Origin of the sequence: Streptomyces sp. NPDC058464 (genome assembly GCF_042721035.1) — a bacterium.
Lineage (GTDB): Bacteria > Actinomycetota > Actinomycetes > Streptomycetales > Streptomycetaceae > Streptomyces.
Genome location: NZ_JBHXMA010000001.1, coordinates 427164 through 453185, shown reverse-complemented (window position 1 = coordinate 453185; position 26022 = coordinate 427164). Strand labels below are relative to the sequence as shown.

The window sequence follows — 26022 nt, the reverse complement described above, 5'->3', positions numbered from 1 at the left end:
CACCGGCACCGGATGGGACGACTCCGGTCACGCGGGCCGCCGGCACGGGGGAGCGGCGGCCCGCATCCGGTCGCCCCGCCCGGTCATCCGCCCCAGGCGGCGGCACACAGCACACGGTCGACCTCGTCCGTGTAACGTGCCGCGGTCAGCCAGGCCCGGGCGAAGCGGCCGGTGTCCGCCGGAAGGAGACGTCCGAAGGCGTCGCGTGAACGCTCCGCCGCCGCGGCGAGCAGCTCGTCGAGGATATCGCCGGCCGTGCCCAGACCGTGCCGGTGCAGACGGCGGACATCGGGTGCGGAGTCACCCGGGAAGGCGAGCACACGCCGCCCGCCCGCAACGCCCTGCCCGACCCGCCGGTGCAGCAGGTGCAGAGGAGCCTCGTCGGGCGCGAGCACCGCGTGGACCGGCGCGGACGCGGACGCGGGTTCCGACGCGGGGGCGGGCACCGACGCCGGAGCCGGCAGATCCGCGTGCTGGAGCCGGTCCAGTCCCAGGTCGACACGGCTCCCGGTGTCCGTGGGGTGCTCGGCCGCGAGGAGCTGGGCGCGGGCGTGCGGTGCCGCGGCGAGACGTGCGATCACCCGCAGCCGGCTGCCACGCGCGGCGGCCAGCAGCCGCAGGTTGCCGCGGTGCGGGAGCGCCGGATCGTCGTGCGCCGCCGTCAGCCGCACCGGCACACCGCCGCAGTCGGCCAGCAGACAGTCACCTGCCGCCTCCCGTACCGCGCCGACCAGCGTCACCTCCAGGAACAGCAGATCGTGGCCGCCGCTCAGCGCCCGCCCGACCTGCTCGGCCATGGGCACCGCCCACAACCGGTCCAGCGGCGTGGCCCGCCACTCCGCACCCGACGCGCGCACCGCCCGTACCCCCGCGCCCGCCCCCAGCCGGCCGGTCGGCGACACCGTCGCCCCAGACACCGCGAGGCCCGCCCGCGCCAGCTCCCGGTGCGTCAGCGCCGTGTCCCCGACGCGTACGGCACGGTCGGCGGCGCCCACCGCCCGGCCCGCGCCGCCCGGCGCCACGTCCGAGACCGTGTACAGCCGGCCCTCGGCGTCGGCGGTCCAGGTGACCGCGCCCGCATAGCCGCTAGCGGTGAGCACCGGCTCCGAGAACAGGCCGTACAGCCGGAGCGAACCGTCCGGCGTGTACGGCTGCCGTACCGTGCCGCGCAGCTCTGCCAGTTCGGCACCCGTGGCGAACGGGACCCGGTGGGCCACGAACAGGGTCTCCGACACGGCACCGACGAGTGCGGTGAGCCGGAACGCCGGGTCGGCCGCACGGGCCGCACGCAACGCGGTGACCACGGAGACCGCCGCCGCGGACGCCCGGGGCAGACCCGCGAGGCGAGCGGTGTGCGCGGCACGCAGCAACTCCGCCTGCAGCACGGCACCGGAACCGTCCGTACCGGCGTCCAGCACGGCGGCCACGGCGTCGAAAACGGCGTGGGCCGCGCCGAGTTGCGGGGGCGTCGCGGACTCTTCGGGGGCGGGTGCCCCCGGGGCGACGGAGACGGGCGTCGCGGACTTTTCGGGGGTGGGTGCCCCGGGAGCGACGGAGACGGGCGCCGACTGCTCGGTCGGCTCAGCGGCCTCCGAGGTCGGGGCGGCCTCCGAGGCGGGGGCGGGCTCCGTCCTCTCGCCGGTCCCCGCCATGTCGGCCACCGGTGCCGCCGAAGCCGCCGCCGCGCGGTGCAGGCAGTCCGGGGCCAGCAGGCAGCCGCAGCGGATGGCCGCCGCGTCGGCCACGACGCCACCGGGAGCGTGCAGTTCCAGCTCGGAGCCCTCGTCGTCGACGGTGATGCGCATGGTGTCGCCGTCCCGGACGGCCGGCCGGTCCGCCAGTTTGGCGATGCCCGCGTCCAGCCGCTTGCGCAACCGGGGCGAGAGGGCCGCGACCAGCTCGGCGGTCACGGCCGGGGCGACGGCGGGCAGTTCCCGTTCCGTGCTCGGACGCTCCGTGCTCAGACGCTCCGTGCTCAGGCGCTCCGTGCTCATGCGATCTTCTCCCCTACCCAGCGGGCGAGTTCGAGCGGGCTGAGGGCGGCGACCGGCATCCCGGCGGCGACCAGCTGCCCCGCGATGCCGGTGGAGTAGCGGGGGCGCCCCGAGTCGTCGAGGCTCGCGCAGCCCAGGACCTGACAGCCCGCCCCGACCAGTGCCCTGACCTCGGCGAGCAGTCCGCCGACCGGATAGCCCTCCTCGAAGTCGCTGACGACGACCACGAGCGTGCGGGACGGCACGGTCACGAGTTCGCGCGCGTGCCGCAGCCCGGCCGCGATGTGGGTGCCGCCGCCGACGCTCACCTCCAGCAGCAGCGACAGCGGGTCGTCGACGTGCCCGGTGAGGTCGACGACCTCGGTGGAGAACGCCAGGAAGTGCGTGGACAGGGTCGGTACCCCGGCCAGCACCGAGGCGGTGAGCGCCGCCCAGATCGTCGACGCCTCCATCGACCCGGACACGTCCGTGACCAGGATCAGCCGCCAGTCGGCGGCGCGCCGGGCCCGGGTCCGGAAGACCGGGCGCTCCGGGATCACCCGGACCGTGCCGTCGGCCGTCCGGCGGGCGGTGGCCAGGTTGGCCCGCAGCGTACGCGGCAGGTCCAGGCCGCCGCCCGGGCGCCGGCTCGGCCGGGGCAGGGCGGTACCGTGCAGTGCGGGGCGCAGCCTGGTCGCCAGCTCCCGGGTCAGCGCGTCCACCAGACGCCGGACCAGCGGGCGCAGCGCGGCCAGCCGGGCCTCGGGCAGCCCGCCCGCGTGCCGGAGCACCGACCGCAGCAGGTCCACGGAGGGCCGCACGCTGCCCGGATCCAGCTCGGCCAGCACATCCGCCCGGCCCGTCGCGGCGGCCGCCGCCAGCACCTCCTCCCGGACACCCGGCCCGAACAGCGCCGCCAGTTCCTCCGACCACTCCCGGACCCCGGGATACGACGCCTCACGTCCGCCGCCCCTGCCGCCGAGGTCGCCCCGGCTGCCCTCGCCGCGCCCGCACCCGTACAGCTCGTCCAGTGCGGTGGCCAAGGGCCGCGCCGACTTCGGGAGTTGATCGCTGCGGCGGCCGAGCAGCAGACGCCAGCGGTCCGCGGGGGCCAGCCGGTGCTGGTCCGGCACGGCCACGGCGGCGGACTGCACCGGCTCCGGGTGCGCCCGTGGCGGGGGCAGCAGGCCGAGCGCCCGCAGGGTTTCGCGGGCGGTGAGGTCCGCGCGGGTCCAGGTGGCGAGCGCGGCCGGGTCGATCGCGCCGGTGTCGGCCACCCGGTCGACGCCGAGACGCTCCTCGACCCCGGTCAGCAGACGCTCGCGATCGGCCGGGCTCAGGGTGTCGAAGCCGCCGCGCAGGGCCGGCAGCCGGTCGAGGAAGTCCTGGTCGGAGAGGACCGACACCCGGTCGACCAGGGGTTCCAACGCCGGTGCGGCCGCCTCCAGCAGCCGTCCGGCGGCCGTCAGCAGGCCTGCCAGCCGGGCGGTGAGCGCGGACCGGGACTCGGCGTCGGCCGCCCCGTCCACCCAGGAGGCGACCCGGTCGCCGAACGCCTCCGGTTCCTCCTGGCCGAGCAGCACGCGGACGGCTCCGGCGGCGCCCCGCATCAACGGGGAACCGTCGGCGGCCAGCCGGGCCAGGGCGTCGGCGAGCCGGATCCCGCCCGACAGGTCGGCGCGGTGCGCGAGTTCGAGCAGGGCGTGGGCGTCGGCCGGATCCTCGGAACCGGTCAGGCCGTCCACCTGGCGCACCGCGGCCGCGGTCAGCAACTCGGCGACGGCGACAGCCGTGGCGGTACGGTCCTCGTCCGCGTCGAGACCCGCGATGTGACCCGTCCCGAGCCGGTCCAACAGGGCCAGTCCGGCGAGGAGTTCAGGCAGGGTACCGGCGCCCGGGAGCACCTCGGCGGTGTCGCCGAGCCGCTCCGCCACGAGGCCGGGCAGGCCGCAGTGCGCGGCCTGCTCCAGGCCGTCGAGCACCTGCGCCGCCGTCGGGCCACCGGCGTCCCGCTCCGTGCGGCTCCGCTCGCGCAGCAGGCCCTCGGCCGCCTGGGCGAGGGTGACCCCGCGGACGCCGGCCGCCGTCAGCATCGCGGCGGTGGCCGGCGTCCAGCGCACCTCCCAGCGCGAGGTGAGGGCGTCGGCACCGCCCGTGCCGGTCACCGACCTGGCCTCTCCGTACGGCACGGAGCACAACGTCAGGCGGCGCAGCAGCAGTTCGCGGCGCCGGTCGAGGTCCGAGCGGAGGGGGTCGAGCCGAAGGTCCCGGGTGGCGCCGGGGCCGCGGTCCGCGGGGCCGGGGAGGCCGAGTTCGGTGAGCTCGGTCTCCACGGCCGGGGCGAGACCACTGCGGGGCGCCTCCGGCGCGGGACGGCCGACGCGGGTGCCGACCAGGACGTTCTCCATCGCCCTCGCGACCGCCCGGCCCCTGCCATAGGGCTCGCCCTGTGCGAGTACGGTCTGGACGGCCTCGACCAGCTCGCCGCGGCCCGCGGCGGGGAGGTTGCGGAGGCGGGCGAGGTCTCCGGCGAGGCGGGTGATCTCGCGGGCGTCGGCGGGGCCGGAGGGGTGGCCGAGACTGCGGAGTTCGGCGCAGATGCGGACGGCCGCGCTGGTCAGCGCTTGTTCCAGAGCGAGGGGATCTCCCGCCGCGTTCAGGACCATGTGCTGCCATTCGGGGTCGCGGATGCCGGCCGGGTAGCCGGAGCGCTCGTCCAGGAGGGCGTAGGTGTAAGGGATGAGAGAGGTTGTCCATTCGGGTGGGGGTCGGTGGGGGCTGGCCGCGCCCACGCGGCGGTAGCCGCACATCGAATACAGCCCCGCGCCCCCAAGGGGGCGCACCAGTGCTGGAGTGTGGAAGGCACCGACCACTGCGGCGGCTCGCTCCCCGTTCGCCGTCGTCTCGGCCAGCCGGGACCGCATGCACTCCTCCCGCAGCAGATCCACCTCCGACACGGCCGACTCCGCCCGCAGCGCCCACCCCGTCAGCAGTGCGGCTCGCCGGAGTGCCTCCGGTGTCGAACCGGGCGCGGCAGCCTCGACCAGTCGGTCCCAGAGGTCGTCGCCCGGCCGCCCGGTGAGCCGGGAACGCAGGGCGTCCGACAGCCGACCCGGCCCCTGCGCGGCACGCTCCCCTTCCCGCCACCCCCGATCGGCGAGCGGCAGATCGCAGGCCACGACCGGCACCCCGCTCCGCGCCGCCCACCGCACCGCCGCCAGTTCCGGGGAGAAGTCGGCGAACGGATAGAACGCCGGGCCGCCGCTGCCGTCGGCCGGTGCCGCGGCGAGGGCGACCGGGGCCCGGGTCTGCTCGTGGGCCAGCCACGGCAGCCACTCCTGCAGCTCCGCGGGCAGTTCGACGAGCAGTACGTCCGGTTTCGCCGCGTCCAGCAGCGCCGGGACGGCGGCGGCCAGCGAGGGCGCGTGGTGCCGTACGCCGATCAGGTACGGCCCCGCCGGGTCGGTGAGGGCGGCGAGGGCCGCCTCGGGGGAGTCGGGGGAGTCGGGGGAGTCGGGCACCGGTCACGCCTCCAGGACCGTGCGCAGGTCCCACAGCGTGCGCCAGGTCGCCGAGCCCTGTTCGGCGCGCCGCCGTACCGGACCGTCCCAGTAGCCGCGCAGCCGGGCCGCGTCGGCGGGGTCGTCCTTGCGCACGACGCCCAGCAGATGGCCCGGGAGCAGGCCGAGGACGTCGCGGTCCCCGGGGAAGTAGGCCGCCGCCAGGGCCAGCGCGCCCGCCACCGACACCGCCTCCGCCGTACTCATCACCGTGGACGGGCGTTCCACCTCCCAGCCCTCCGCCGACCGTCCCTCGCGCAGGTCGCGGAAGGCGGTGACCAGGGCCTCCAGGACCGTGTCGTCGACCTGGAAGGGCGCCCCGGCCCGCTCCACCGACGCCCGGGCCTGGCCGCGCACCAGCGCCGTCTCGGCGTCGAGGTCCGGGATCGGGCCCACGGTCTCGAAGTTGAAGCGCCGCTTGAGCGCCGCGGACATCTCCGAGACGCCCTTGTCCCGCAGGTTGGCCGTGGCGATGAGGGTGAAGCCGGGTGCCGCATGCGCCAGCGCGTCGTCCGTGCCCGCCAGTTCGGGCACGGCGATGCGCCGCTCGGACAGCAGTGAGACCAGGGCGTCCTGTACCTCGGGGAGGCAGCGGGTGACCTCCTCCACGCGTGCCACGGCACCCCGGGACATCGCGGTGAGGACCGGGGAGGGCACGAGTGCCTGGCGGCTCGGGCCCTGGGCGAGCAACAGGGCGTAGTTCCAGCCGTACTTGAGCTGGTCCTCCGTGGTGCCCGCCGTGCCCTGCACGACCAGGCCGCTGGTGCCGCACACCGCGGCGGACAGCAGCTCGGACAGCATCGACTTGGCGGTGCCGGGCTCGCCGACCAGCAGCAGTCCGCGCTCCCCGGCGAGGGTCACCACGCACCGCTCGACGAGGGCCCGGTCGCCGACGAACTTGCCTTCCACGACGAGCCGTCGCGGCACCCCCTGCGGTGCCTCGGCGTCGTCGGGCAGCCGCAGCGCCTGGCCGCCGCTGCCCATGACGAAGGTGACGACGGCCCGGGGCGTGAGCCGCCAGGCGGGCGGGCGCGGACCGGCGTCGTACGCGGCGAGGAAGGCCAGTTCGATGGCGTACCGGTCCTCGGGCGGGACGATCTGGCGGACAGGGGCGGTGGTGGCAGGGGCGGTGGTGGCGGTCATCGGTGGTCGTCCTCAGCTGCGGTACGGGTGGCGGTGCCGGTGGTGCTGCGCGGGGTGGCGTGGATCGTGGTCATCGGCGGCGGCCGCCGCGGGTGGCTCGCGTGGTCAGCTGCTCGTACCCGGGGGCGTCCCCCGCGCGTACCCGCTCCCAGGCGCGGGCGAACAGCTCCGGCACCGGGACCAGCGGGAGGGTCCGCTTGCCGCCCGAGACCGGGTAGAGGGCTTCCTTCCAGGTCTCCACCGGCAGGGCCGGAGCCTTGAGGTCACGCCAGCCGCCGGGCAGGAAGAGGGTGCGGCCGGCGCGCGGCCGTTTCGCCTCGACGACCAGGTCGGTCGCCGCCAGCTCGGTACGCGCCTTCTTCATCCGGGCGGGCTTCCAGCCGGTCCAGCGCGCGCAGTTGCGGTCGGTCGGATCGGGCAGCGCCAGCAACTGGAGGTAGAGCGCCGCCGCGTCCGCACCGAGTCCGTGCGCCTCGGCGACCTCCGCGACCAGCGCGGGCACGCCGACCGTGGGGTCCTGGGCGTAGCCGGCGGGCCCCTCGGCCGCGAGGGCACGGGCGAGGTCGTCGCCGAGCAGCGTCCGGACGGCCCGCAGCCGGGGCGCACGCCCCTCGCCGAGCAGGCCCTCCAGGAGCCCGAAGACGGGGTCGTCGGCTCCGCTCAGGGCTCCCGGCCGGAGCAGCACATGCTCCGTGTCCGAGTACCAGGGGCGCAGCACCAGGGCATCACCGGCCCTCGTCAGCCCGTTCGCGTCGGCGCCGCCGGTCTCCGGCAGGCCGAAGACCTTGCGCAGCTGCCCGCAGGACGGGTCGCCCCTCTCCGTCCAGTCCAGGTTCAGGTCGACCAGCAGCTCGGGGTCGGCCAGCCGGCGGCGCAGCGCGTCGAGCCCGTCCGTCAGCCCGGCCCGCAGCGGATGCCCGTACGGCAGCACGTACGCCAGCGCGGCCAGGCTCTCCACGGCCCCGGCCAGCACGTACGGACCGGGCACCGCCGCCGGGTCGGCGGGTGCGAAGTCGCCGTCCTCGCCGGTCCGGAACACGGTGGTGCGGGCGAGCCAGGGCGTGCGGGCGGGGTTGAGCACGGCCTCGGCCTGACCGACGCCCATGCCGGCGAGATCGGTGCTGAGCTCCTCCGGCAGGCGTACCAGGGTGCCGAGGCGCTCCGCCCACAGCCGGCCCGCGGCCGCCGTGTCGGGGCCGGCCGTCCACAGACCGGCCGGGTCGTCGGGCAGGAGCGCGCCGAGGAGCGCCCGCTGCTCGTCCTGGCCCAGCGAGTTCAACAGCTGTGCGCCGAAGCTCCGTTGACGGGGCTTGAGGCCGACGGTGGTGAGTCCCTCGGCCGTGGGGGCGTGCGGATGGCCGGCCAGCAGCACGGCGGCCTGCAGGGGGCCGAGCGCGCCGTCCGTCGCGGTCACCAGCGCCTCGGGGGCCTCGGGCCGCCAGGGCGCGGCGCCCTTCTGCCGGATCTGCCGGGTCAGTTCGGCCAGCCGGTCCGCCGGGATCCCGGCGTCGTACCGGTTCTCCCGGACCAGCGTGAAGTGCCCTACGGCACCGAACGCCTCGGACGGGTCGTGGTCCAGCGCCAGCCACTCGACCGTGTCCAGCCGGTCGTCGACGCTCTGGCAGCCGAGCACCACCACCGTCCGGCCGTCCCGGCGCAGCACCTGCCCCACCCGCTGCTGCTTGTCGTGCGGCTCGCTCAGCACGACCACGCGCAGCGTGGCCCCCAGCCCCGGGAGCGGCCCCTCGGTCAGCGCCTCGAACAGCAGGAGCAGCGGCTCGCGCTGGGCGTCGGTCAGGGCCGGCGAGGCGGCGCGGTAGGCGAGCGGGCGCAGGGCACCCAGGACCGGGGTCCACTCCGCGCCGATGCCGGGGACGGTGTGCTCGTCGCTCAGCCAGCCGGTGCCGACGGCGGCGAGTCGCTCGCGTTCCGGCAGCGGCTTGCCGTCGGCCGGCCCGCCCGACAGCACGTGGTTCACCGCGCGGATCTGGCGCAGCGCGGCCCACCCGCCGTGCCACGCGTTCTGCAGGGTCACGACTCCGGCCGCGGCGTCGTACAGCGTCCGGTCCCCGCCGTGCTCCGGCGCGTAGTCGGCGAACATCCCCTCGGTCCGCTGCCGGGGCTGCCGCGACCGCTCCTTCGCGGGCCTGGACAGGGTCGCGGCGACCTCGGCGAACCGCAGTGCCGCGCGGACGAGGGCGGCGACACCGGCCAGCAGCCGCCGGTCGGTCAGTTCGGGCAGCGCCCGCGCCACCGCGGCCACGGTGACCTCGTCGGCGGTCGGTACGGCGGCCCTGGCCCTGTCGTCCTTCCCGGCCCGGGCCAGCGCCTGCTGCCGTTCGTCCAGCGCCGTGGCCGCCGCCCGCATCAGCTCACCGGCCGACGCGTCGGTCAGGGCGCGCAGGACGGCCGACCCGCGCTCGTCGCGGGGGCGCAGCGCGTGCCAGAACGCGACCGGCGGCACCAGCCGGGTACCGGCCGCGTACGCCCCGCCGGACTCGCCGAAGGACACCCGCCCGAGCTCGGTGCCGTCGTCCGCGTGCAGGGCGACGCTCTGGTACTGCTGTGCGGCGACCGGCGCGGCCCCGCCCGGCAGCCGCAGCGCGCCCAGCGGCACCCCCGGCACCCGGCCGTTGCGGGCCGCCCGCAGGGTCGCCGTCCGCCCGTCCGGCGTACCGGCGGTCGTCCGCGCCTCCGTGCCCTCGCCCTCCGTGCGCACCCACCGCCCGAGGACCGTGCCGTCGGTGCCGAACGGGCTGTGCTCCAGGCCGGGTTGCAGCGGCAGCACCTCGCAGGAACCGTGCAGCAGCGAGGCGTCCTCGCGGACGGCCGACGCCAGCAGCGCGGGCAGCGAGGCACGCCCGTGCTCGCCGGTCGCCGGGTCGTACTCCAGCCACAGCGACTGCCGTCCCTGCCTGCCCTGACGCCAGTACGTGGTGCCGTCGCCCAGGACCGGGCGGCTCGGCGGCAGGACCGTGTCCCCGGCGTGCAGGGTGCGGCCGCCGGTGGCCCGGCCGCCACCGGGCAGCGGGATCGACGCGTTGGCCGCGTCCATGCCGGACCACCAGCTGGGAATCTGCTCACCACCGAACGGGACCACCTCGGACGGGCGGTTCGACCAGTAGCCGTACTGTTTCGAGCCGTCCCGCCACATCACCAGCAACTCGCCGTCGGCGTACCGGAACCGGGGGCGCTGCCAGCGGTCCAGGTCCGTGGGCAGCCGCAGGTCGTGCGTGAGCAGGATCCCCTCGGGGCCGACGACGACCGCCTTGTGGCCGCGCGCCAGGATCAGCGCGGGCCACGCCTCGGTCACCGACAGCGCGTTGTCCTGGTTCCTGCGCACCTCGGCGTCGAGCGTCTCCAGCGCCTCCTCCAGCGCGGGCCAGCCCAGTTCGTCCAGGATCCCGGCGCGCAGCGTACGGCCGAGGACCGGGACGATGTCGTACTCCGTGAGCCGGCGCACGGCCTGCGGGCTCTCCTGCACCACCGCCCGGAAGGGGCGCAGCCGCTCCAGCCTCGTGTCGGCGCCCGGCAGGCCGGCGGACGCGGCGAACTCCGCGGTCGCCTCCTGAAGCCACTCGCGCAGCACGTCGCCGAGCACCGGATGCGCGGCCACCTTGGGCAGTTCCGCCGGTCCCTGCCCCCGCCCGAGCCCCTCGACGGCCTCGAACAGCAGCGTCCGGTAACGGGATTCGGCGGCGACGGCCTTCAGGTCCCGCTCCCCGGGCCGCTTGTCGCGCAGCCAGACGGCCAGCGGCAGGTGCACATGCGCGTCCGTGTCGGGTACCGCCAGCGCGATGCCCTCCGCCACACACAGGTCCAGCAGATCGAGGTCGGCCCCCGCCTGCCAGCGCCCGGTGAAGAGGTCGACGGGCCGGTCGCCCGCCCGCAGCCGGGACGCCATCCGCCCGACCAGCGCCAGCGTCGCGGGGGAGCGGTGCGAGTACGCGGCCCCGTGCTTGCGGTGCTGGGCCCAACGGCTGAGCCAGTCCGCCGCGTCGACCTCGCCGTCCTCGGTGAGCAGCAGATCCGCCCCGCACTCGGCCAGCAGCGCCAGCCAGAACTCGTCGTCCGCCACCTCCCGGCCGAGGCCGGCCGGCATGATCTCCAGCAGCCGTACCCGGATCCCGGGCCGCCGCTCGGCGAGGACCGCCAGCACGCTCCGGTAGGCGTTCCAGAAGGAGGCGGGCGCCCGCACGGCGGCCGGGGACGCGAGCAGGTCGGCGACCAGGGCGCACTCCTCCGTGACCCGGTCGAGCCCCGCCGCCTTGATCAGCCCGCGCGCGTCCTGCGGCAGCGAGGCGTACGGCGGCATGCCGGCCGCACAGCGCTCGACCGTCAGCTGCCGGAACTGCGCCCAGGCGGTGGCCGGTTCGAGCCGCCGCGCGAGATCCCGCACGTACTCCTTCAGCGCCTTGACGGTGAGCGCCCCGGCGAACGCGAACTCCAGGAACACCGCTCGCTGCCGCTCCTCGTCCACGGCCAGGGCGTGCACCCGCTCGGCCTCGCGGGCCTTGCCGAAGAAGGCGGCGGCGTAGGTCGTGTTCTCGTGCTGCAGGAAGACCCGCGCCGCCTGCTCGTAGAAGGTCGGCAGGAAGTGCGGGACCGCGCGGCCGAGCCGTTCGCCGAGCGCCTCGAAGCCTTCCTTGGCGTTGCCCGGCTTGGACTTGGCCTGCCGGGCCAGCCGCTCGACGTCCTTGACCAGGGCGAGCGCGTGATGGCCGTTGGCCGGGTCGTGCACCAGCGCCCAGGCCGGGAAGCCCAAGGTTTCCCTGCGTACCTGGCCGACCTCGGGCGCCTCCGGCTCCCGGGCCAGGCCGAGGAATTCCAGCGCCAGGTCCTCGGCCTCGCCGAGGGTGCCCGGCACCAGGCGGACCACCGTCCGCCCGTCCAGGGCGGGGTGCGTGTACGTGCGTGCGGTCAGGACGTCGGCGTCCTCCCGCGCGGTCGTGCCCGGGGGCAGGATCGCCCCGGCGTCGAGCAGCGCGGCCGTGGTGTCGTCGTACGTGGTCATGCCGCCCGCTCCTCGTCCTCGATGTCCCGCCCCGCGTACAGCGCCGCCGCCATCCGCATCCCCTCCGACCAGGCGACCGGGCCGACCTGACCCAGCCTCAGCGTCCGGCCCGCCGGATCGGTCCACGCCAGCGGGCCGGTCTCGGTCTCGAAGTAGCTGTCGTAGTCGCCGATCCAGACCCGGGCCTCGGCCCCGCGGCCCTCCTCCAGTACGGAGCACACCGCGTATCCGCCGCGCACGCGGTACCCCAGCTGCGTGGCCCTGCCGTGCAGGAACCGCAGCTCCTTGAAGACCCCGCCCGCGTACTCCTCGATCTGGGTGCCCTCCGCGTCCAGCGCGGCCGGGCGGTGCCAGACCTCCCGGAAGAGCTGCTGCGCCTTCTGCTCGACGCCGAGTTCGACGGCGAACTCCCGCAGCTCCTCCAGGTCTTCGAGGAGCACCGGGTGCGGCAGCCGGACCAGTTCGGGGGCGATGCGCACGGTGTCGCCGTCGAGGTCGACCAGCCCGAGCCCGCGCCCGGCGTCGGCGTCCCGCAGGAACCCGGCGACCTCGCCGTCCGCGCCGGTCACCACCAGGTCGCGCAGCGCCGCCTGCCAGGCGGGGTCCGGCCAGACCTGCGCCAGGACGGCGAGCGGCACCGGCAGCGAGCGGGTCATCCAGCGCTCCACGTCGGCCAGGCACTGCCGTTCGTGCCGCTCCAGCCACTCGGCGAGCTGCCGCAGGCCCAACACGGCCGGATCGTCCGCCAGCTTCGCGGGCACGGACTTCAGCCGCCGCCCGGCCGCGTTGCGGCAGACCACCTTCCCGTCGTCCAGGGCCACCTCGTAGTCCCCGGCCGTCACCCACCCCATGCGTGCCTCCCCGCACCGCAGTGATCAAGTGATGGCGACTGTAGGGGAGCCCACTGACAACGCCTCCCGAGCCCTGAGTCCGGATGGGGAAACCGCAGCTCGGCGAGGGTGGCAGGGGCAGGGGCAGGGGCAGGGGCAGGGGCAGAGGCAGGGGCAGGGGCAGGGGAGGGGGAGGGGGAGGAGGGGGAGGAGGGGGAGCGGGGCGAGGGCCGGCGCAGGGGTGCGACCGGTACGGCAACGGCCCCGGGCGCAGGCGAGGTGCCTGGACCGGGGCCGTGGGAAAGCCGCGCGGGCGAGGGGGCTCAGCCCTGACCCGACTCCTTCTCCCGCTTGAGGTTCTTCAGCCGCGCGGTCTCCTTGCGGACCTCGGCCTGCGTGGCGCGCTCCTTCTCCAGCCACTCGGGCTGCTCGCGCTTGAGCTCCTCGATCTGCTCGGTGGTGAGCGGCTCCGTCACCCCGCCGCGCGCCAGCCCCGCGATGGACACGCCCAGCTTGGCCGCGACCACCGGCCGCGGGTGCGGCCCGTTGGCCTGCAGCTCGCGCAGCCACTCGGGCGGATTCGCCTGGAGCTCGGTCAGGTCGGCGCGCGAGACGACACCCTCCTGGAAGGCGGCGGGCGTGGCGGGCAGGTACACGCCCAACTTCTTCGCCGCGGTCGCGGGCTTCATCGTCTGGGCGGTCTGGTGCGAACTCATGAGGTCAAGGGTATCGGCCGGGTGCGGAAGCCCCGACCACCACCGATGCGGGACGGTCGGCCGGAGCCCGTTAACCTGGGCTGGTGACAGGCTCGGAGGAAACACCGTCGTTCCGGCTCGCGTACGTCCCCGGCGTGACGCCCGCCAAATGGGTTCGGATCTGGAACGAGCGCCGGCCCGACATCCCCCTCACCCTCCGCCAGGTCCCCGCCGCCGCGGCGTCCGACCTGCTGCGCGCGGGGGACGCGGACGCCGGTCTGGTACGGCTCCCGGTGGACCGTACGTTCTTCAGCGCGATCCCCCTCTACACCGAGACCACGGTGGTCGTCGTACCCAAGGACCACCTGATCACGGCGGCCGAGGAGGTCACCGTGGCCGACCTCGGCGAAGAGGTCCTCTTCCACCCCCTCGACGACGTCTTCGACTGGGACGCCCCGCCCGGCGAGCCCGCCTTCGAGCGCCCCGCGACCACCGAGGACGCGGTGGAGCTGGTCGCCGCCGGTGTGGGCCTCCTGGTCGTCCCGCAGTCCCTGGCCCGCCTGTACCACCGTCGGGACCTCACCTACCGGCCGCTCACCGACGGCCCCGAGTCGATCGTCGCCCTGTCCTGGCCCGAGGAGGCCACCACGGACCTGGTCGACGACTTCATCGGCATCGTCCGCGGCCGCACGGTCAACAGCACGCGTGGCCGCCAGGCCGCGCAGCCCCCGAAGACGGCAGGGACCTCGCCGGAGAAGGCCCAGCGTGGGAAGAAGCCGGCCGCCGCGGCCAAGGGGACGTCGGCCGCCCGCGGCGGTCGCACCCGTGCCACCGGCGCGAAGTCGGCCAAGCCCGCCAAGCCCGCGAAACGCGGCAAGCCCCGCCGCAGCTCGTAGGCCACGGCCCGCCCCCGCCTGCCGTCGACTGCCCCCACCCGCCCCCACCTGCCTCTCGCCCGCTCCCGATCTGCTCCCGCGCGCCCCGATCGTCTTCCGCGATCCCGGGCCCGTGCAATGTCACGATGCCTCCGGACATCCCGGACATCCACCGCTGGAGGCGCCCGTGAGCCCAGAAGCAGCCCCGGACGAAGCCGTCGACCCCCGTGCTTCGTCCGCGTTCCTCGTCAACGAATCGCTCGGCTACCTCTTCCCGGCCGCTCTGCGCGCCGCCGCGGTCGTCGGCGTCGCCGACCATCTGGCCCACGGCCCCCGCACCCCGGCCGAACTGGCCGAGGCCACCGGCACCGACCCGCGGAACCTCCACCGGGTGCTCCGGCTGCTCGCCACGCGCGGCGTCTTCGAGGAGGACGCCGGCGGCCGCTTCCGGCTCACCGCCGCCGGTGACGCGCTCCGCACCGACGCACCCTGCTCGGCCCGCTCGGCCGTGCTGATGAACACCGACCGCAGCATGTGGCTGCCCACCGCCGACCTGAGCCGCTGCGTGAGCGAGGGGACCTCCGCGTTCGAGCACCTCTTCGGGCTGCCGTTCTTCGACTACTTCGCGCAGGACGAGGACACCGCCGACGTCTTCCACTGCGGGATGGCCGCGATGTCCGACGCCGAGAACGAGCCCATCGTCGCCGCCTGCGACCTGCCGCCCACCGGGACGGTCGTCGACGTCGGCGGCGGCCACGGCGGCCTGCTGCTGGCGGTCCTCGACCGCCACCCCGGTCTGCACGGCGTCCTGTACGACCAGCCGCACGTGCTGGCCGGACACCGGCTGGACACGCCCGGGACCGCCGGACGCTGGGCCACCGAGTCCGGCGACTTCTTCACCGTCGTACCGGAGGGCGACGTCCTCGTGCTCAAGCGGATCCTGCACGACTGGGAGGACGAACAGTGCGTGACCCTCCTGGAGCGCTGCCGCGCCGCGCTGGCGCCGGGCGGGCGGATCCTGGTCGTCGACGCGGTGGTCCCGTCGGGCAACGCACCTCACCAGGCCAAGGCGCTCGACCTGCTGCTGATGGCGTGCCTGGTGGGCCGGGAACGCACCGAGGCGGAGTTCGCCACGCTGTTCGAGTCCGCCGGTCTGAAACTGTCCAGGGTCGTGCCGACGCCGACGGTGCTCTCGGTGGTGGAGGCGGTGGCGGCTTAGGGCGCCAGGCTCTCGGCCTGCGGCCGCTCCGGCGGTGCCTCCGGCATCCCCTGTGCCTCCCGCGCCTCCGGCGCCTTGGCCCGCTCTCCGAGATCCGCCACCGCCAGGCCCAGCGCCACCAGGATGAACCCGACGGATGTGAGCAGTCCCAGCTGGAGCGCCTCGGTGGCCGGGCGGTGGTGCGCGAGGTGGGCGAAGTACACCGAGCCCACGACCGCGATCCCGGCCGCCGAGCCGACCCGCTGACCGGTCTGCAGCACCCCGCCGGCCGCACCGGCACGCTTCACCGGGACGCGGGTGAGGGTGAGCGTGGTGTTCGGGGAGACCGTGATGCCGGAGCCGATGCCTCCGACGACCATCGGTACCGCCGCGGCCCACCCGAAGCTCTCCGTCGGCACCAGCCACACCACCGCGATGATCCCGAGCAGCCCCAGCGCCACCCCGGAGAGGCCGATCACGACCAGCTTGCGCCCGTGGCGCACCACCAGCCGGCCGCCCAGGGCGGCGCCGACCGCGGAGGCGATCGCGAAGGGCAGTACCGAGACTCCGGCGGCCAGCGCGCTGTATCCGGCCGCGTTCTGCAGGAACAGGGCGAGGACGAAGAAGACCGTGGTGAAGCCGGCGAAGTAGGACAGGCTGATCAGCGCGCCGAGCGTGAAGGACCGCTGCGAGAACAGGCTCAGATCGATCAGCGGCGCCCGTCCGAGCCGGCCCTGCCGCCGCTCCCACGCCCAGAACAGGCCCAGCAGCACCGCGCCCACCGGAATCAGCGCCCACTTCCGCTGTCCGGTCCACTGCTGCTCCTGCACCAGCGGCAGCATCAGCGCGAGCACACCGGAGCCGAGGAGCAGCACCCCGAGCGGGTCGAACCGCTCCCGCCGGTCCGCCGACGCGGGGTACCGGGGCAGCAGCCGCAGGCCCGCGGCGAACGCGGCGATCCCGATGGGCAGGTTGACGAAGAACACCCAGCGCCAGCCGTCGTCGGTGCCGACGGCGTCGATGATCACACCGCCGGCCAGCGGGCCGACCGCCGTCGAGACGCCGATGACGCTGCCGAGCAGCCCGAAGGCCTTGGCGCGTTCGGCGCCCTGGAACATCTGCTGGATCAGTCCCGAGGTCTGCGGCGCGACCATGCCCGCCGCCGCACCCTGGATCAGCCGGAACACCACCAGGCGGTCGGGGGTCGCCGCGAGCCCGCAGGCCGTCGAGGCCACCGTGAACACGGCGAGCCCGACGAGGAAGGCCTGGCGCCGCCCGCGCATGTCGCCGAGCCGGCCCGCAGGGACGAGCGCGAGCCCGAAGGTGAGGGCGTACCCGGAGACCACCCAGGACTGGGCGGCCTCCGTGGCTCCCAGTCCGCGCTCCATCGAGGGCAGCGCCACGTTGACGATCGAGGTGTCGAGCAGCGAGATGAAGCCCGCCGCGAGACAGACCCCGAGCGCCTTCCACCGCCGGTCTTCGGTGGCCGGCCGCTGCGGCTTTGCCCAGGTCGTGGTCATGCGGCCACGCTATGCAGTCATCCCGGGCATCGCACGACCGGCGGAGCGAACGGATGGCCGAACTGCTCCTTCCGGGTGAGGGGGTCCACGCGTCCGTGTCAGGGCGCGTACGACGCCTGCCGGGCCGTGGCCAGCACCCGGTCGCCGTCCGCCTCCGTCAGCAGCCCGTCCGCGACCCATCCGTCCACCACCGACCGGACCCGCGCCACCAGCGACCCCTTGTCGTGGAACGGCGCCGCGGCCCAGACCTCGTCCAGCAGCGAGCCGCCGTCGGACCCGACCGGGTTGGCGACCCCGGAGTCGAGGCCGCCGAACACCACCGTCGGCTCCGCACGGCGGAAGTAGGCGTGCGTCGGATCCTCGGTCCCCTCGTAGAAGGGGGCGAACTCCGTTGCGGCCGTTCCGTCCGGCCCGGCCAGGGTGAAATGGAGCGGGCTGTCCGCCACCGGGGTCAGGGACGGCAGCAGATCACCGGAGAGACCGGCGTTCCGGTACAGCCCCAACTCCAGGTACTCCGTGGCGGTGCTGCGCCCGACCAGACCGACCGGCCCGTAGAACAGGGCCTGCACCGAAGGATCGTCGAGAGCCTTCTCGGCCCGCAGCCGGAACGGGATCGACACCCGCACGGTGTCCCCGGGCCGCCAGGTCCGCGAGACCGCGACGTAGCTGCCCGGCCGCGGAGTGCCGGGCACCGCCCGCCCGTTCACCGTCACCCGGAACCCGGCCGTCGCCCAGACCGGCACCCGCAACAGCAGCGCGAAACGGGCCGGCCCCCGCCCGCCGACGGTGAGCGTGCTGCCCTGCTCCCGGGGATACCCGGTGCGCTGGTCGACCGTGACGCCCTTCTCGGCCCAGGACAGCGTGGACGGACTGTAGAGGTTGACGTACAGGGCGCTGCCGTCGGCCGCCGCGAAGTACACCGAGTCCTGGTACTTGGTGGCGGACTCCATGCCCGTGCCCTCGCAGCAGGTCGTGCCCTGCTTGGGCGTGTAGTCCCGCACATGACCGGGCGTCAGCCCGATGAAGTACGTGACCAGCGGCTTCTCCGCGTCGGCCCGGTCCTGCTTGGACCCGAGCACCTGGTTGTACAACGCCCGCTCGTAGTAGTCCATGTACGCCGGATCCTGCTCGTGGAAGAACAGCGCCCGGCTCAGCTTCAGCATGTTGTACGCGCAGCAGGTCTCGGCGGTGGTCGCACCGATGGTCCCGGCGATCACGCCCCGCGCCTTCCAGAACTCGCCCGTACTGGTGCCGCCGATGCCGTACATGCGGTGCGGTACGACCATGCCCCAGAAGTTCTTCGCGGCCGTGAGGTAGCGCTCCTCGCCGGTCGCGTCGTACAGCCGGACCAGGCCGGTGAAGATCGGGATGTGCTGGTTGGCGTGCAGTCCGTCGAGCGTGTCGGTGTCCGCCGCGCAGGCGTCGATGAGGCTGTCGAGGTCGAACAGCCGGGCCAGCGCGAGGTGTTCGGCCCTGCCGGTGAGTTCGTGCAGGTCGCAGACGGCCTCGACGATCCCGCCGAACTCGCCGCTGGAGAAGATGCCCCACATCCGCTGGAGGGTGGCGGCAGGCAGCACGGACAGCCGCGAGTACATCCAGTCGCCCATGCCGGACGCGAGGTCCAGCGCCCGCTCGTCGCCGGTGGCGTGGTAGGCGTCCAGCAGACCCCGGAGGATCTTGTGCGCGGTGTAGTACGGCGCCCAGACCTTGGTGTAGTCGCTGCCGGTCATCGACTCCAGCAGGACGAACTGCGTCTCCGGGTAGGCCGCCAGGAACCCGGGGTGACTGGGCCCGCCCCAGGTGCGGCGCAGAACGGCGTCGAGGCCGCGCCCCGAACCGTCCGCGACCTCCGGCCCCGACGTCTCGCCGAAGGCGTACGACACCAGGTCACCGCTCGCCGGAGTGCTCTGCAACCCGGCTATCTCGTCGGCGCTCAACGCCCGCGACCACACGTCGAAGCCGCCGAAAGCGCCCGCGAAGACGGGGTCGGCGGTGTAGTGGGAGCGGCCGAGCCAGTGGTCGGTGAGGGTGCCGAGGGCGGCCGGGGTGAGGGACATGGCCGTGTTCCGGGCCACGGCCGTGCCGTCGACGTAGAGCGTGCCGGTGCCGTCCGCGATCGTCACCGCGAGATGGCTCCACCGGTCCAGGGGCAACGCGGCCGTGCCGTCGAGCCCCTGCTCGGCGCCCGCCCCGTGAGCGGTGATCGCGAACCGGGGCACCCCGATCGCGTTACGCGTGGCGAGGTACAGATAGCGGGTGGTGTCGTTCCCGAAGTCGAACACCCGGGCCCAGGAGTCCTCATGACCGGGTTTCACCCAGGCGGCCAGGGTGACGGCGGAGCTGCCCCCGAGCACACCGGCCGGCAACTCGACGTACCGGTACGACCCCCGCTCGTTCTCGGCGGCCCGCCCGCCGAACACCCCGGGCACACTCAGTACCGACGGCTCGTCCCGCAGGGCCGCATGCACCTCGTCCAACGCCCCCACCATGGTGCGGATCCTCGCTCCGAACACCTCCTCGCCGGTGCTCGCGTACGCATGCGCCAGCATGGTCAGGAAGTGCCCGGTGTAGTGCCCGCGCAGATTCCCGTTGGCCTCCCCGTCCAGCCCCTCCCAGCCACCGGGCGCGACCGCACCGCCGGTGTCCAGCCCCGCGTTGGCCCGGAACACCTGCAGCAGCCGGTCGACGTCGTAGCCGCGCGCGTGGTCGAGCATCAACTCCCGCTTGTCGGCGAACACGCCCGGCCGCAGCGCCACTTCGTCGAGTGCGAACGGGACTGCGCTCCACGCCGCGGGAGCCGCCGCCGCGGCGGCCGCGGCCGGCCGCCCGGTGGCGGCGTACGAGACCGCCGGTGCCGCTGCGGCAACTGCCGCCGCCTGCAGGAGAGTCCGTCTGGAGAGGGGCGGTGCCATGGGTGCTCCTCCGTGAAGCCGGCTGCTGTACGGGCGTTCGGGATATCGAATGCCGTACAGGGTGTCGACCAGACGATAGGGAGGAGCAGAGTGGGGGTCAACGGTTCTGGAGCGGTCGGTTCCGGCCCGAACTTCCCTGTGCTTGGGTGAAGTTGGACATCGAACGACGCATGTGGGCGGCGCCAGGCGAACCTGGCGAGAACGAAGTCCAACGCCGCACTGACATCGACCGGTCCGGCTCCGGCAGCATCAGGTACTGGGCCCGGGGCGGCATGCCGACCAGGCCGCACACGGTGGGCACGACGACATCCCGGAACCAGGGGCTGATGTACCCGCTCGCGTAGTCCGAGCCCCGCAGAGCACCCTGAAGCCCCGCGAACGCACCGCCGGCGGCGAGACGCCGGCCACCTGCGGCTCGATGGAGAAATGGCCGTTGCCTGTCGAGACGACGACGATGCCTCTGTCGACGGCGTCCTGGATCTCCACGGCCGCCATGATGTCGATCTCACTCGGCGGTCCGTCCGGGGGGAACGGGCCGTCCCCGCCCCACGAGTTGGTCATGACCTGAGGCCCGTCCGACTTGGCGCGCAGGAAGCCATCCATGGCGCGGACGAGGTCGGTGTGCGCCGGGCGCCACGGCGAAGATGTTCGCCGACTCGCCGTTGCCGTGCCCGACGGGGTCCTCGGTCGCCCTGGTGCCCGGCACGACGGTCACCGTGGGGGCCGCGTCGTAGGCATGGGCGTACGGGGCTGTTCCGGCGCGACGGCCTCGATGGCGTGCGCGCCGGGCGCGACGCCGATGCCGGGGGCCTCGGACTGCCGGTCGCCTGAGGCATCGGCACTCCGCCCCGCGACTTCGCGCGCCTCCTCGATCTCCCCGTCGATTGCACAACTCCGCAAAGCGTTGCAGCTCGCACATTCCCTTGAAAGGGCGACCAGTTGACCGGTCGGACCGTCAGGCGGACCGAGCCTGCCGAACCAGCAAGTCGTAGGCCGAGCGGGCCGTGAACTCGGCCCGTCCGCCGCGCAGCAGCACGTCGGCCGTGGCGAACTCGGGAGCGTCGGCCTGCGCGGCGACGTACGGGATCGCGATGCAGCGCATCCCGGCGGCGTGCGCCGCCGCCGCGCCCGGGGCCGCGTCCTCCAGGACCACGCAGTCGGCCGGGGCGGCCCCGAGACGCCGGGCCGCCTCCAGGAACACGTCGGGGGCGGGCTTGCCGTGCGGCACCTCGTCGGCCGAGACGGTCGTGCGCAGCCAGGTGCCCAGTCCCGTGCCGGCCAGGACCGCCTCGATCGCCTCGGGGGAGGAGCCGGAGGCCACCGCCGTCGGGACGCCGTCGGCCGCCAGCAGCTCCACGAACTTCCGCATCTCCGGGTACACGCGCGTGCGGGTCCGGGCCAGCTCCAGATAGTGCCGGTTCGTCTCCGCGAGCAACTCGTCCACCGGGGGCCGCAGTCCGTGGCGGTCGCGCAGCAGGGTCACCGTCTCCAGCGTGCTGATGCCGACGAACCTCTCGTGCTCCGCCCAGGTGAAGTCCGTGACGCCGTGCCCGGCCAGCATCTGCCGCGTCGCCTCGTAGTAGTTCGGCTCGCTGTCCACGAGTGTTCCGTCGAGGTCGAAGACGACCGAGAGGTTACCGAGATCGCTCATGGGACCAGGATGCCGCTAGGGCCTGTCGTCTGGATCAGGCCGGCCTGACTCGCGGTGTCTTGTCGGCCGCCCCGCGACGCCGGCATGATCCAGACGACAGGCCCTAGGCGCTGGCGGCCCGGCCGACGGACTCCACCAGCGGCAGCAGGCGGTGCGGAACGCGTTCGCGCAGCGCCACCTCGGTGCGGGTGCGCACCACGCCCGGCAGGCTGATCAGCTTCTGGATCACGTCCTCCAGATGCGCGTTGTCCCGCGCCACCACCCGGGTCAGCAGGTCCCCGCCACCCGTGATCGAGAACGCCTCCACGATCTCCGGTACGGCGGCCAGCGCGTCCCCGACGTCGTCCAGATGCCCCTGGGTGACCTCGATGTGCACGAAGGCCAGCACCGGGTGGCCGAGCGCGGCGGGGGAGAGGGACGGGCCGGTCCCGGTGATCACACCGTCCCGCTCCAGCCGGTCCAGCCGGGCCTGCAGCGTGCCCCGGGCGACCCCGAGGATCCGGGCGTACTCGCGCACACTGGTGCGCGGCTGCTCCAGCAGCAGCCGCAGGATGCGGGTGTCCAACTCGTCCACGGTCATCACCTACGACTGTACCAATGGCTCACCGGCGGTCCGCGTCGACCTGCGCCATTGGCATGCACGCCGCCGGACGACTCCCGCGGTAACCGGGCCAATGGTCCAGCGATTTCGGCGTCACTTGAGCCAGTCGCCCCGTCAGTGCTCTCATGGGTGTGTCGATGGCGCTGCGGAACCCCGCGGCGCCATTTCTGTGCCGTCCGCGGGAGGGGAAGCAGTGCTGAAGAGGGTGTTCGTGGCGCCGGACCCGGGGCGGGTGCGGCTGCGCTTCGCCGCCCGGGCCGTGCTGGGCATCGGTCTCGCCGTGGTGGTCTGCGGACTGGCCGGGCACTCCCTCACCGGCGCCGTCACCGGCGGCCTCGCCGCGCTGCTCGCGCTGTTCACCGTCGCGGACGCCACGGTGCGCGGACAGGCCGTCACCACCGCACTGCTGCCCGCCGTGGGCCTGCCGGTGCTTGCGGCCGCCGCCGAACTCCACGACGTCCCGGTCGCCCGCGACCTGGTCTTCCTCGCCGTGGTCGGCGCGGGCGTCTACGCGCGCCGCTGGGGTCCGCGCGGCCACAGCCTGGGCGTCTTCGCCTTCATGACCTTCTTCGTCGCCCAGTTCCTGCACGCCGCCCCCGGTCAGCTGCCCGAGCTGTACGCCGCCGTCCTGCTCTCCGTACTCAGCGCCGCGGCCGTCCGCTTCGGCCTCTGGTGCTACGAGCGCCGCCTGCCCCCGCCACCGGTTCCCGCCCCGCCGGCCGGCACCGGCCTGGCCCGGGTGACCACCCGGCAGGCCGTCCAGGCGACCGCGGGCGCGGGCTTCGCGCTCGTCGTCGGCCAGCTGGTGTCCGGCCAGCGCTGGTACTGGGCGGTCGGCGCCACCTGGTGGATCTTCGTCAACACCGCCTCGCGCGGCGAGACCCTGGTACGGGGCTTCCGCCGGGTCCTCGGCACCCTCATCGGCATCGCGCTGGGCCTGCTGGTCGCCGCCCCCGTGCACGGCGCCCCCGTGCCCACCGCCGCCCTGGTCGCGGTCGCCGTCTTCGGCATCTTCTACACGGCCGCCGTCTCCTACACCTGGATGATGCTCTGGGTGACCTTCCTGGCCGAGCTGCTCTACGGCCTCCTCGGCGTCCTCACCCCCGGCCTGCTGGCGCTGCGGCTGGCCGAGACCGCGGTGGGCGCCCTCGGTGCCGTGCTCGCCGTGCTGTTCGTGCTGCCGGTCACCACCCACCTCACCACCGACGCCTGGATCCGGCGCGCCCTGGGCTGCGTGCACGCCTGCACGGCCGAGGCCGCCGCCCGGCTCGCCGGCTCCGCCACCGCCGACCCGGCACCCCGGGTGGCCGAACTGGAACAGCTTCTCGGCCGGGTACGGCTCTCGGTCGCCCCGCTCGTGCACCCGCTCACCCCGATGCACGGCCGCAAGCGCCGCGCCCGCCGCGTCCTCGTCCTGCTGGACGACTGCGCCCGGGAGATCCGCGGCCTGGTCGCGGTCGCCGCCGACCCGGAGGCCTCGCACGACGCCCGGCTGGCCGCCGCCTGCTGGCGTGTCGAGGCGGCCGTCGAGGCGCTCACCAGGGGCTCGGAGCACATCACCGCCCCCGCCGAGCCGCCCGCCGAACCCGCCCTCGCCCACCTGCACGGCCTGGAGCGCGCCCTCTCCGAACTCGCCGAGCCGCTGCACACCCCCTCGGGCTCGCGCCTGGTCGGCGCCTGAGACGCGCCGCCCCGCACGTCTTGGTCTAGACCGCAAGCTGCTACCGTCGGCCCCGGACCGGCTCGAACGGCTCGTACTCCCTCGTACGGATCCGTACCGGGTCGTGGCGGCTCGTAGGGTTCGTGGCGAGAGGGGACAGCGGTGGCAGACGGCGGCAGGCGGCGGAGGGCGTTCATCGGGTCGTTCACGGCCGCGGGCGGCCCCGGGGTCGTCACGGCGGCGGTCCGTCCGGACAGCGGAGCCCTGGCCCTCCTGGAGGGCGTCGACGGCGTTCCCGACCCCTCGTACCTCGCCCTCGCACCCGGCGGGCGCACCCTGTACGCGGTCAGCGAGACCGCCGACGGCGCGGTGGCCGCGTACCACGTCCACGACGACAAGCCGCGGCTCGCCGGACCCCCGGTCCCGGTCGACGCCAGCGGCCCCACCCACCTGAGCGTCTTCGACGGTCATGTCCTGACCGCCAACTACGGCTCCGGCAGCGTCACCGCCGTGCCCGTCCGCCCCGACGGCACCCTCGCCCCCGCCCCCTCCGGGCAGCTCCGGCACACCGGCTCGGGCCCGCACGAGCGGCGCCAGCGCGGCCCGCACGCCCACCAGGTGCAAGCCGACCCCAGCGGCCGCTGGGCGGTCAGCGTCGACCTGGGCACCGACTCGGTCCGCGTCTGCACCCTGGACGACGGCGTCCCCGCCCTCCATCGGGAGTTCGCCCTGCGCCCCGGCTCCGGCCCCCGGCACCTGGCCTTCCACCCCGGTGGCCGGTACGCCTACGTCGTCAACGAACTCACCCCGACCGTGACCGTCTGCCGCTGGGACGCCGGCACCGGCACCCTCAAGCCGCTGACCGAGACCCCGGTCCTGCCCGACGCCCCGGCCGGCGACGCCTACCCGTCCGGCATCGCCGTCTCACCCGACGGCCGCTTCGTCTGGACGGCGACCCGGGGCGAGGACGTCCTGACCACGTTCACGGTCGACGGGGACCAACTGCACCTGACGGCGACGGTCCCGTGCGGCGGCCACTGGCCCCGGGCGATCACCGAGTCGGAAGGCTTCCTCTACGCCGCCAACGAACGCTCGGGCAACATCACCTGGTTCACGATCGACCCGCGGACGGGCCTGCCCCGCTACGACGGCACGGTGGAGATCCCGGCCCCGTCCTGCATCGTCTTCGGCTGAAGCGCCCCGTCAGGGGCGCGGGGCTGTATTCATGTGCGGCTCCGCCGCGTGGGCGCGATCAGCCCCCACCGGCCGGCAGCCGGACACGGACCACAGTCTCCCCGACACAAAGGGACCCGCTCCCCTCGAGGAAACGGGCCCTTGACTCATGTCGGCCGACGCGCGAAGCGCGTCACCGCACGGGCGCACCCTGCGGCTGCTGCGGAGCGATCCCGAGCGCCGTCGTGTACTTGGCCAGCGCCAGCTTCCCGATCGCCGGGTACGGCCCCAGCGGGTCGGCGGTGGCGCAACCGGCCTCCGCCGCCGCCGCGGCCACCAGCCCCGCGTCGATCTCCGGCCCTATCAGGTACGGCGCCAGCGCCAGCTGCTGCGAGCCCGAACCCCGCAGTTGCTCCGCGACGGAGGCGATCGAACCCTCCTCGTCCAGCGCGGCGGCCATCACCGGCACGGCCAGGCGCGCGGCGAGCAGCATGCCGGTGATCCCGGCGGCCTGCACGGCCTCGTCGCCGCCCACGGACGCGAGGATGATGCCGTCCGCGGCCGTCGCCACGGTGAACAGCCTGGCCCGGTCGGCCCGGGCCAGACCCGCCTCGGAGAGCCGCACGTGCAGCGCCTCGGCGAGCAGCGGGTGCGGGCCGAGGACGTCGGTCAGGTCGGCGGCGACCCGGCTCTCCATGACCGCCTGGCGGACCTGGCGCAGCAGCGCGCTGTCCGGACCCGCCAGCAGCGGTACGACGACCGCGACCGGGCCGTCGGGGGCCTTGACGCCCTCGACACCGGTGGCGACGGCCTGCTCGTAGCGGGCGGTGCGCTCCTCGGCGGCACGGGCGAGCACGGACTGGAGGGTGGGGAACTCCGCGTCGTCCCCGTCAAGGTACCCGATGCGGGCGTCCAGGCCGGGCAGCTCGGAACGGGCGATGCTCACGACCTCTTCGGCGAGGCTGCGTGTGGCCGCGCTGGGCGCACCCGGCACCGCGAGGACGAGCGCGGGCGCGTCCTCGGGAGCCACCAGCGGCTCGGGGCGGCGGTGCCGTCCGGGCTGGCGGGGGCGCGGCATTCGTACTGGCAGGCCGGCGGGCCCAGTGGGGGAGCTCATGGCGCCGCATGTTACTGGCTATCTGGGCTCCCTTGTTCGGGGAGGGTGCAGGTGAGCGGTATCCGTCCGGTTTTGTCTGATGAGTTACGCATGATTCGGA

The 26022-nt window shown here is 74.7% G+C and carries 15 protein-coding genes; 4 read left to right on the top strand and 11 right to left on the bottom strand.

The features are described 5' to 3' along the window. Positions 1 to 83: 83 nt before the first annotated feature. The 6 genes from ACFWPQ_RS02395 to ACFWPQ_RS02370 form a co-directional block, all read right to left on the bottom strand. Positions 84 to 1994, bottom strand: coding sequence for a hypothetical protein (locus ACFWPQ_RS02395; RefSeq protein ID WP_384029104.1), 1911 nt, complete (start codon positions 1992 to 1994; stop codon positions 84 to 86). Beyond that, on the bottom strand, positions 1991 to 5494 hold the full coding sequence (locus ACFWPQ_RS02390; protein ID WP_384029102.1) for a DUF5682 family protein: 3504 nt from the start codon (positions 5492 to 5494) through the stop codon (positions 1991 to 1993). The genes ACFWPQ_RS02395 and ACFWPQ_RS02390 overlap by 4 nt, the downstream gene beginning before the upstream one ends. Positions 5495 to 5497: 3 nt before the next feature. Further along, positions 5498 to 6676 carry an AAA family ATPase gene (locus ACFWPQ_RS02385; protein ID WP_384029100.1) on the bottom strand — a complete coding sequence of 393 codons (1179 nt, stop codon included), beginning with the start codon at positions 6674 to 6676 and terminating at the stop codon, positions 5498 to 5500. Between the two features lie 70 nt (positions 6677 to 6746). Next, the gene (locus tag ACFWPQ_RS02380) at positions 6747 to 11690 is read right to left on the bottom strand and encodes a hypothetical protein (protein ID WP_384029098.1); all 4944 of its coding nucleotides are present in this window, start codon (positions 11688 to 11690) and stop codon (positions 6747 to 6749) included. Further along, positions 11687 to 12541 (bottom strand): DUF4132 domain-containing protein, encoded by an 855-nt coding sequence (locus ACFWPQ_RS02375; protein ID WP_384029096.1) that lies wholly within the window; start codon positions 12539 to 12541, stop codon positions 11687 to 11689. Before ACFWPQ_RS02375 ends, ACFWPQ_RS02380 begins: the two co-directional genes overlap by 4 nt. A gap of 302 nt (positions 12542 to 12843) precedes the next feature. Next, the gene (locus tag ACFWPQ_RS02370; protein ID WP_384029094.1) at positions 12844 to 13236 is read right to left on the bottom strand and encodes a DUF5997 family protein; all 393 of its coding nucleotides are present in this window, start codon (positions 13234 to 13236) and stop codon (positions 12844 to 12846) included. An 83-nt stretch (positions 13237 to 13319) separates the two neighbouring features. Between ACFWPQ_RS02370 and ACFWPQ_RS02365 the strand changes: the two genes are divergently transcribed. Both ACFWPQ_RS02365 and ACFWPQ_RS02360 read left to right on the top strand, forming a co-directional pair. Continuing rightward, positions 13320 to 14111 carry a LysR family substrate-binding domain-containing protein gene (locus ACFWPQ_RS02365; RefSeq protein WP_384029092.1) on the top strand — a complete coding sequence of 264 codons (792 nt, stop codon included), beginning with the start codon at positions 13320 to 13322 and terminating at the stop codon, positions 14109 to 14111. Positions 14112 to 14277: 166 nt separating this feature from the next. Next, on the top strand, positions 14278 to 15309 hold the full coding sequence (locus ACFWPQ_RS02360) for a methyltransferase (protein ID WP_384029090.1): 1032 nt from the start codon (positions 14278 to 14280) through the stop codon (positions 15307 to 15309). Here ACFWPQ_RS02360 and ACFWPQ_RS02355 read toward each other — a convergent pair. From ACFWPQ_RS02355 to ACFWPQ_RS02340, 4 genes are all read right to left on the bottom strand, one after another. Continuing rightward, on the bottom strand, positions 15306 to 16808 hold the full coding sequence (locus ACFWPQ_RS02355; protein WP_384029088.1) for an MFS transporter: 1503 nt from the start codon (positions 16806 to 16808) through the stop codon (positions 15306 to 15308). The two genes, ACFWPQ_RS02360 and ACFWPQ_RS02355, sit on opposite strands and share 4 nt — an antisense overlap. 98 nt (positions 16809 to 16906) lie before the next feature. Next, positions 16907 to 19720: a beta-L-arabinofuranosidase domain-containing protein gene (locus ACFWPQ_RS02350; RefSeq protein WP_384029086.1), complete on the bottom strand. Its 2814-nt coding sequence runs from the start codon at positions 19718 to 19720 to the stop codon at positions 16907 to 16909. A gap of 955 nt (positions 19721 to 20675) precedes the next feature. After that, positions 20676 to 21371, bottom strand: a complete 696-nt coding sequence (locus ACFWPQ_RS02345; RefSeq protein ID WP_384029084.1) for an HAD family hydrolase — start codon at positions 21369 to 21371, stop codon at positions 20676 to 20678. Positions 21372 to 21474: 103 nt separating this feature from the next. Then, complete coding sequence (locus tag ACFWPQ_RS02340) at positions 21475 to 21951, bottom strand: Lrp/AsnC family transcriptional regulator (RefSeq protein WP_384029082.1); 477 nt, start codon at positions 21949 to 21951, stop codon at positions 21475 to 21477. 214 nt (positions 21952 to 22165) lie between these two features. On the opposite strand from ACFWPQ_RS02340, the gene ACFWPQ_RS02335 reads away from it, so the two are divergent. Beyond that, on the top strand, positions 22166 to 23653 hold the full coding sequence (locus ACFWPQ_RS02335) for an FUSC family protein (RefSeq protein ID WP_384029080.1): 1488 nt from the start codon (positions 22166 to 22168) through the stop codon (positions 23651 to 23653). Between the two features lie 141 nt (positions 23654 to 23794). Beyond that, positions 23795 to 24826 carry a lactonase family protein gene (locus tag ACFWPQ_RS02330; RefSeq protein ID WP_384029078.1) on the top strand — a complete coding sequence of 344 codons (1032 nt, stop codon included), beginning with the start codon at positions 23795 to 23797 and terminating at the stop codon, positions 24824 to 24826. Between the two features lie 172 nt (positions 24827 to 24998). Here the strand turns inward: ACFWPQ_RS02330 and ACFWPQ_RS02325 are convergent, their stop codons facing one another. After that, a complete protein-coding gene (locus tag ACFWPQ_RS02325; protein WP_384029076.1) occupies positions 24999 to 25922 on the bottom strand; it encodes a sirohydrochlorin chelatase in 924 nt (307 codons plus the stop codon). Between the last annotated feature and the right edge of the window lie 100 nt (positions 25923 to 26022).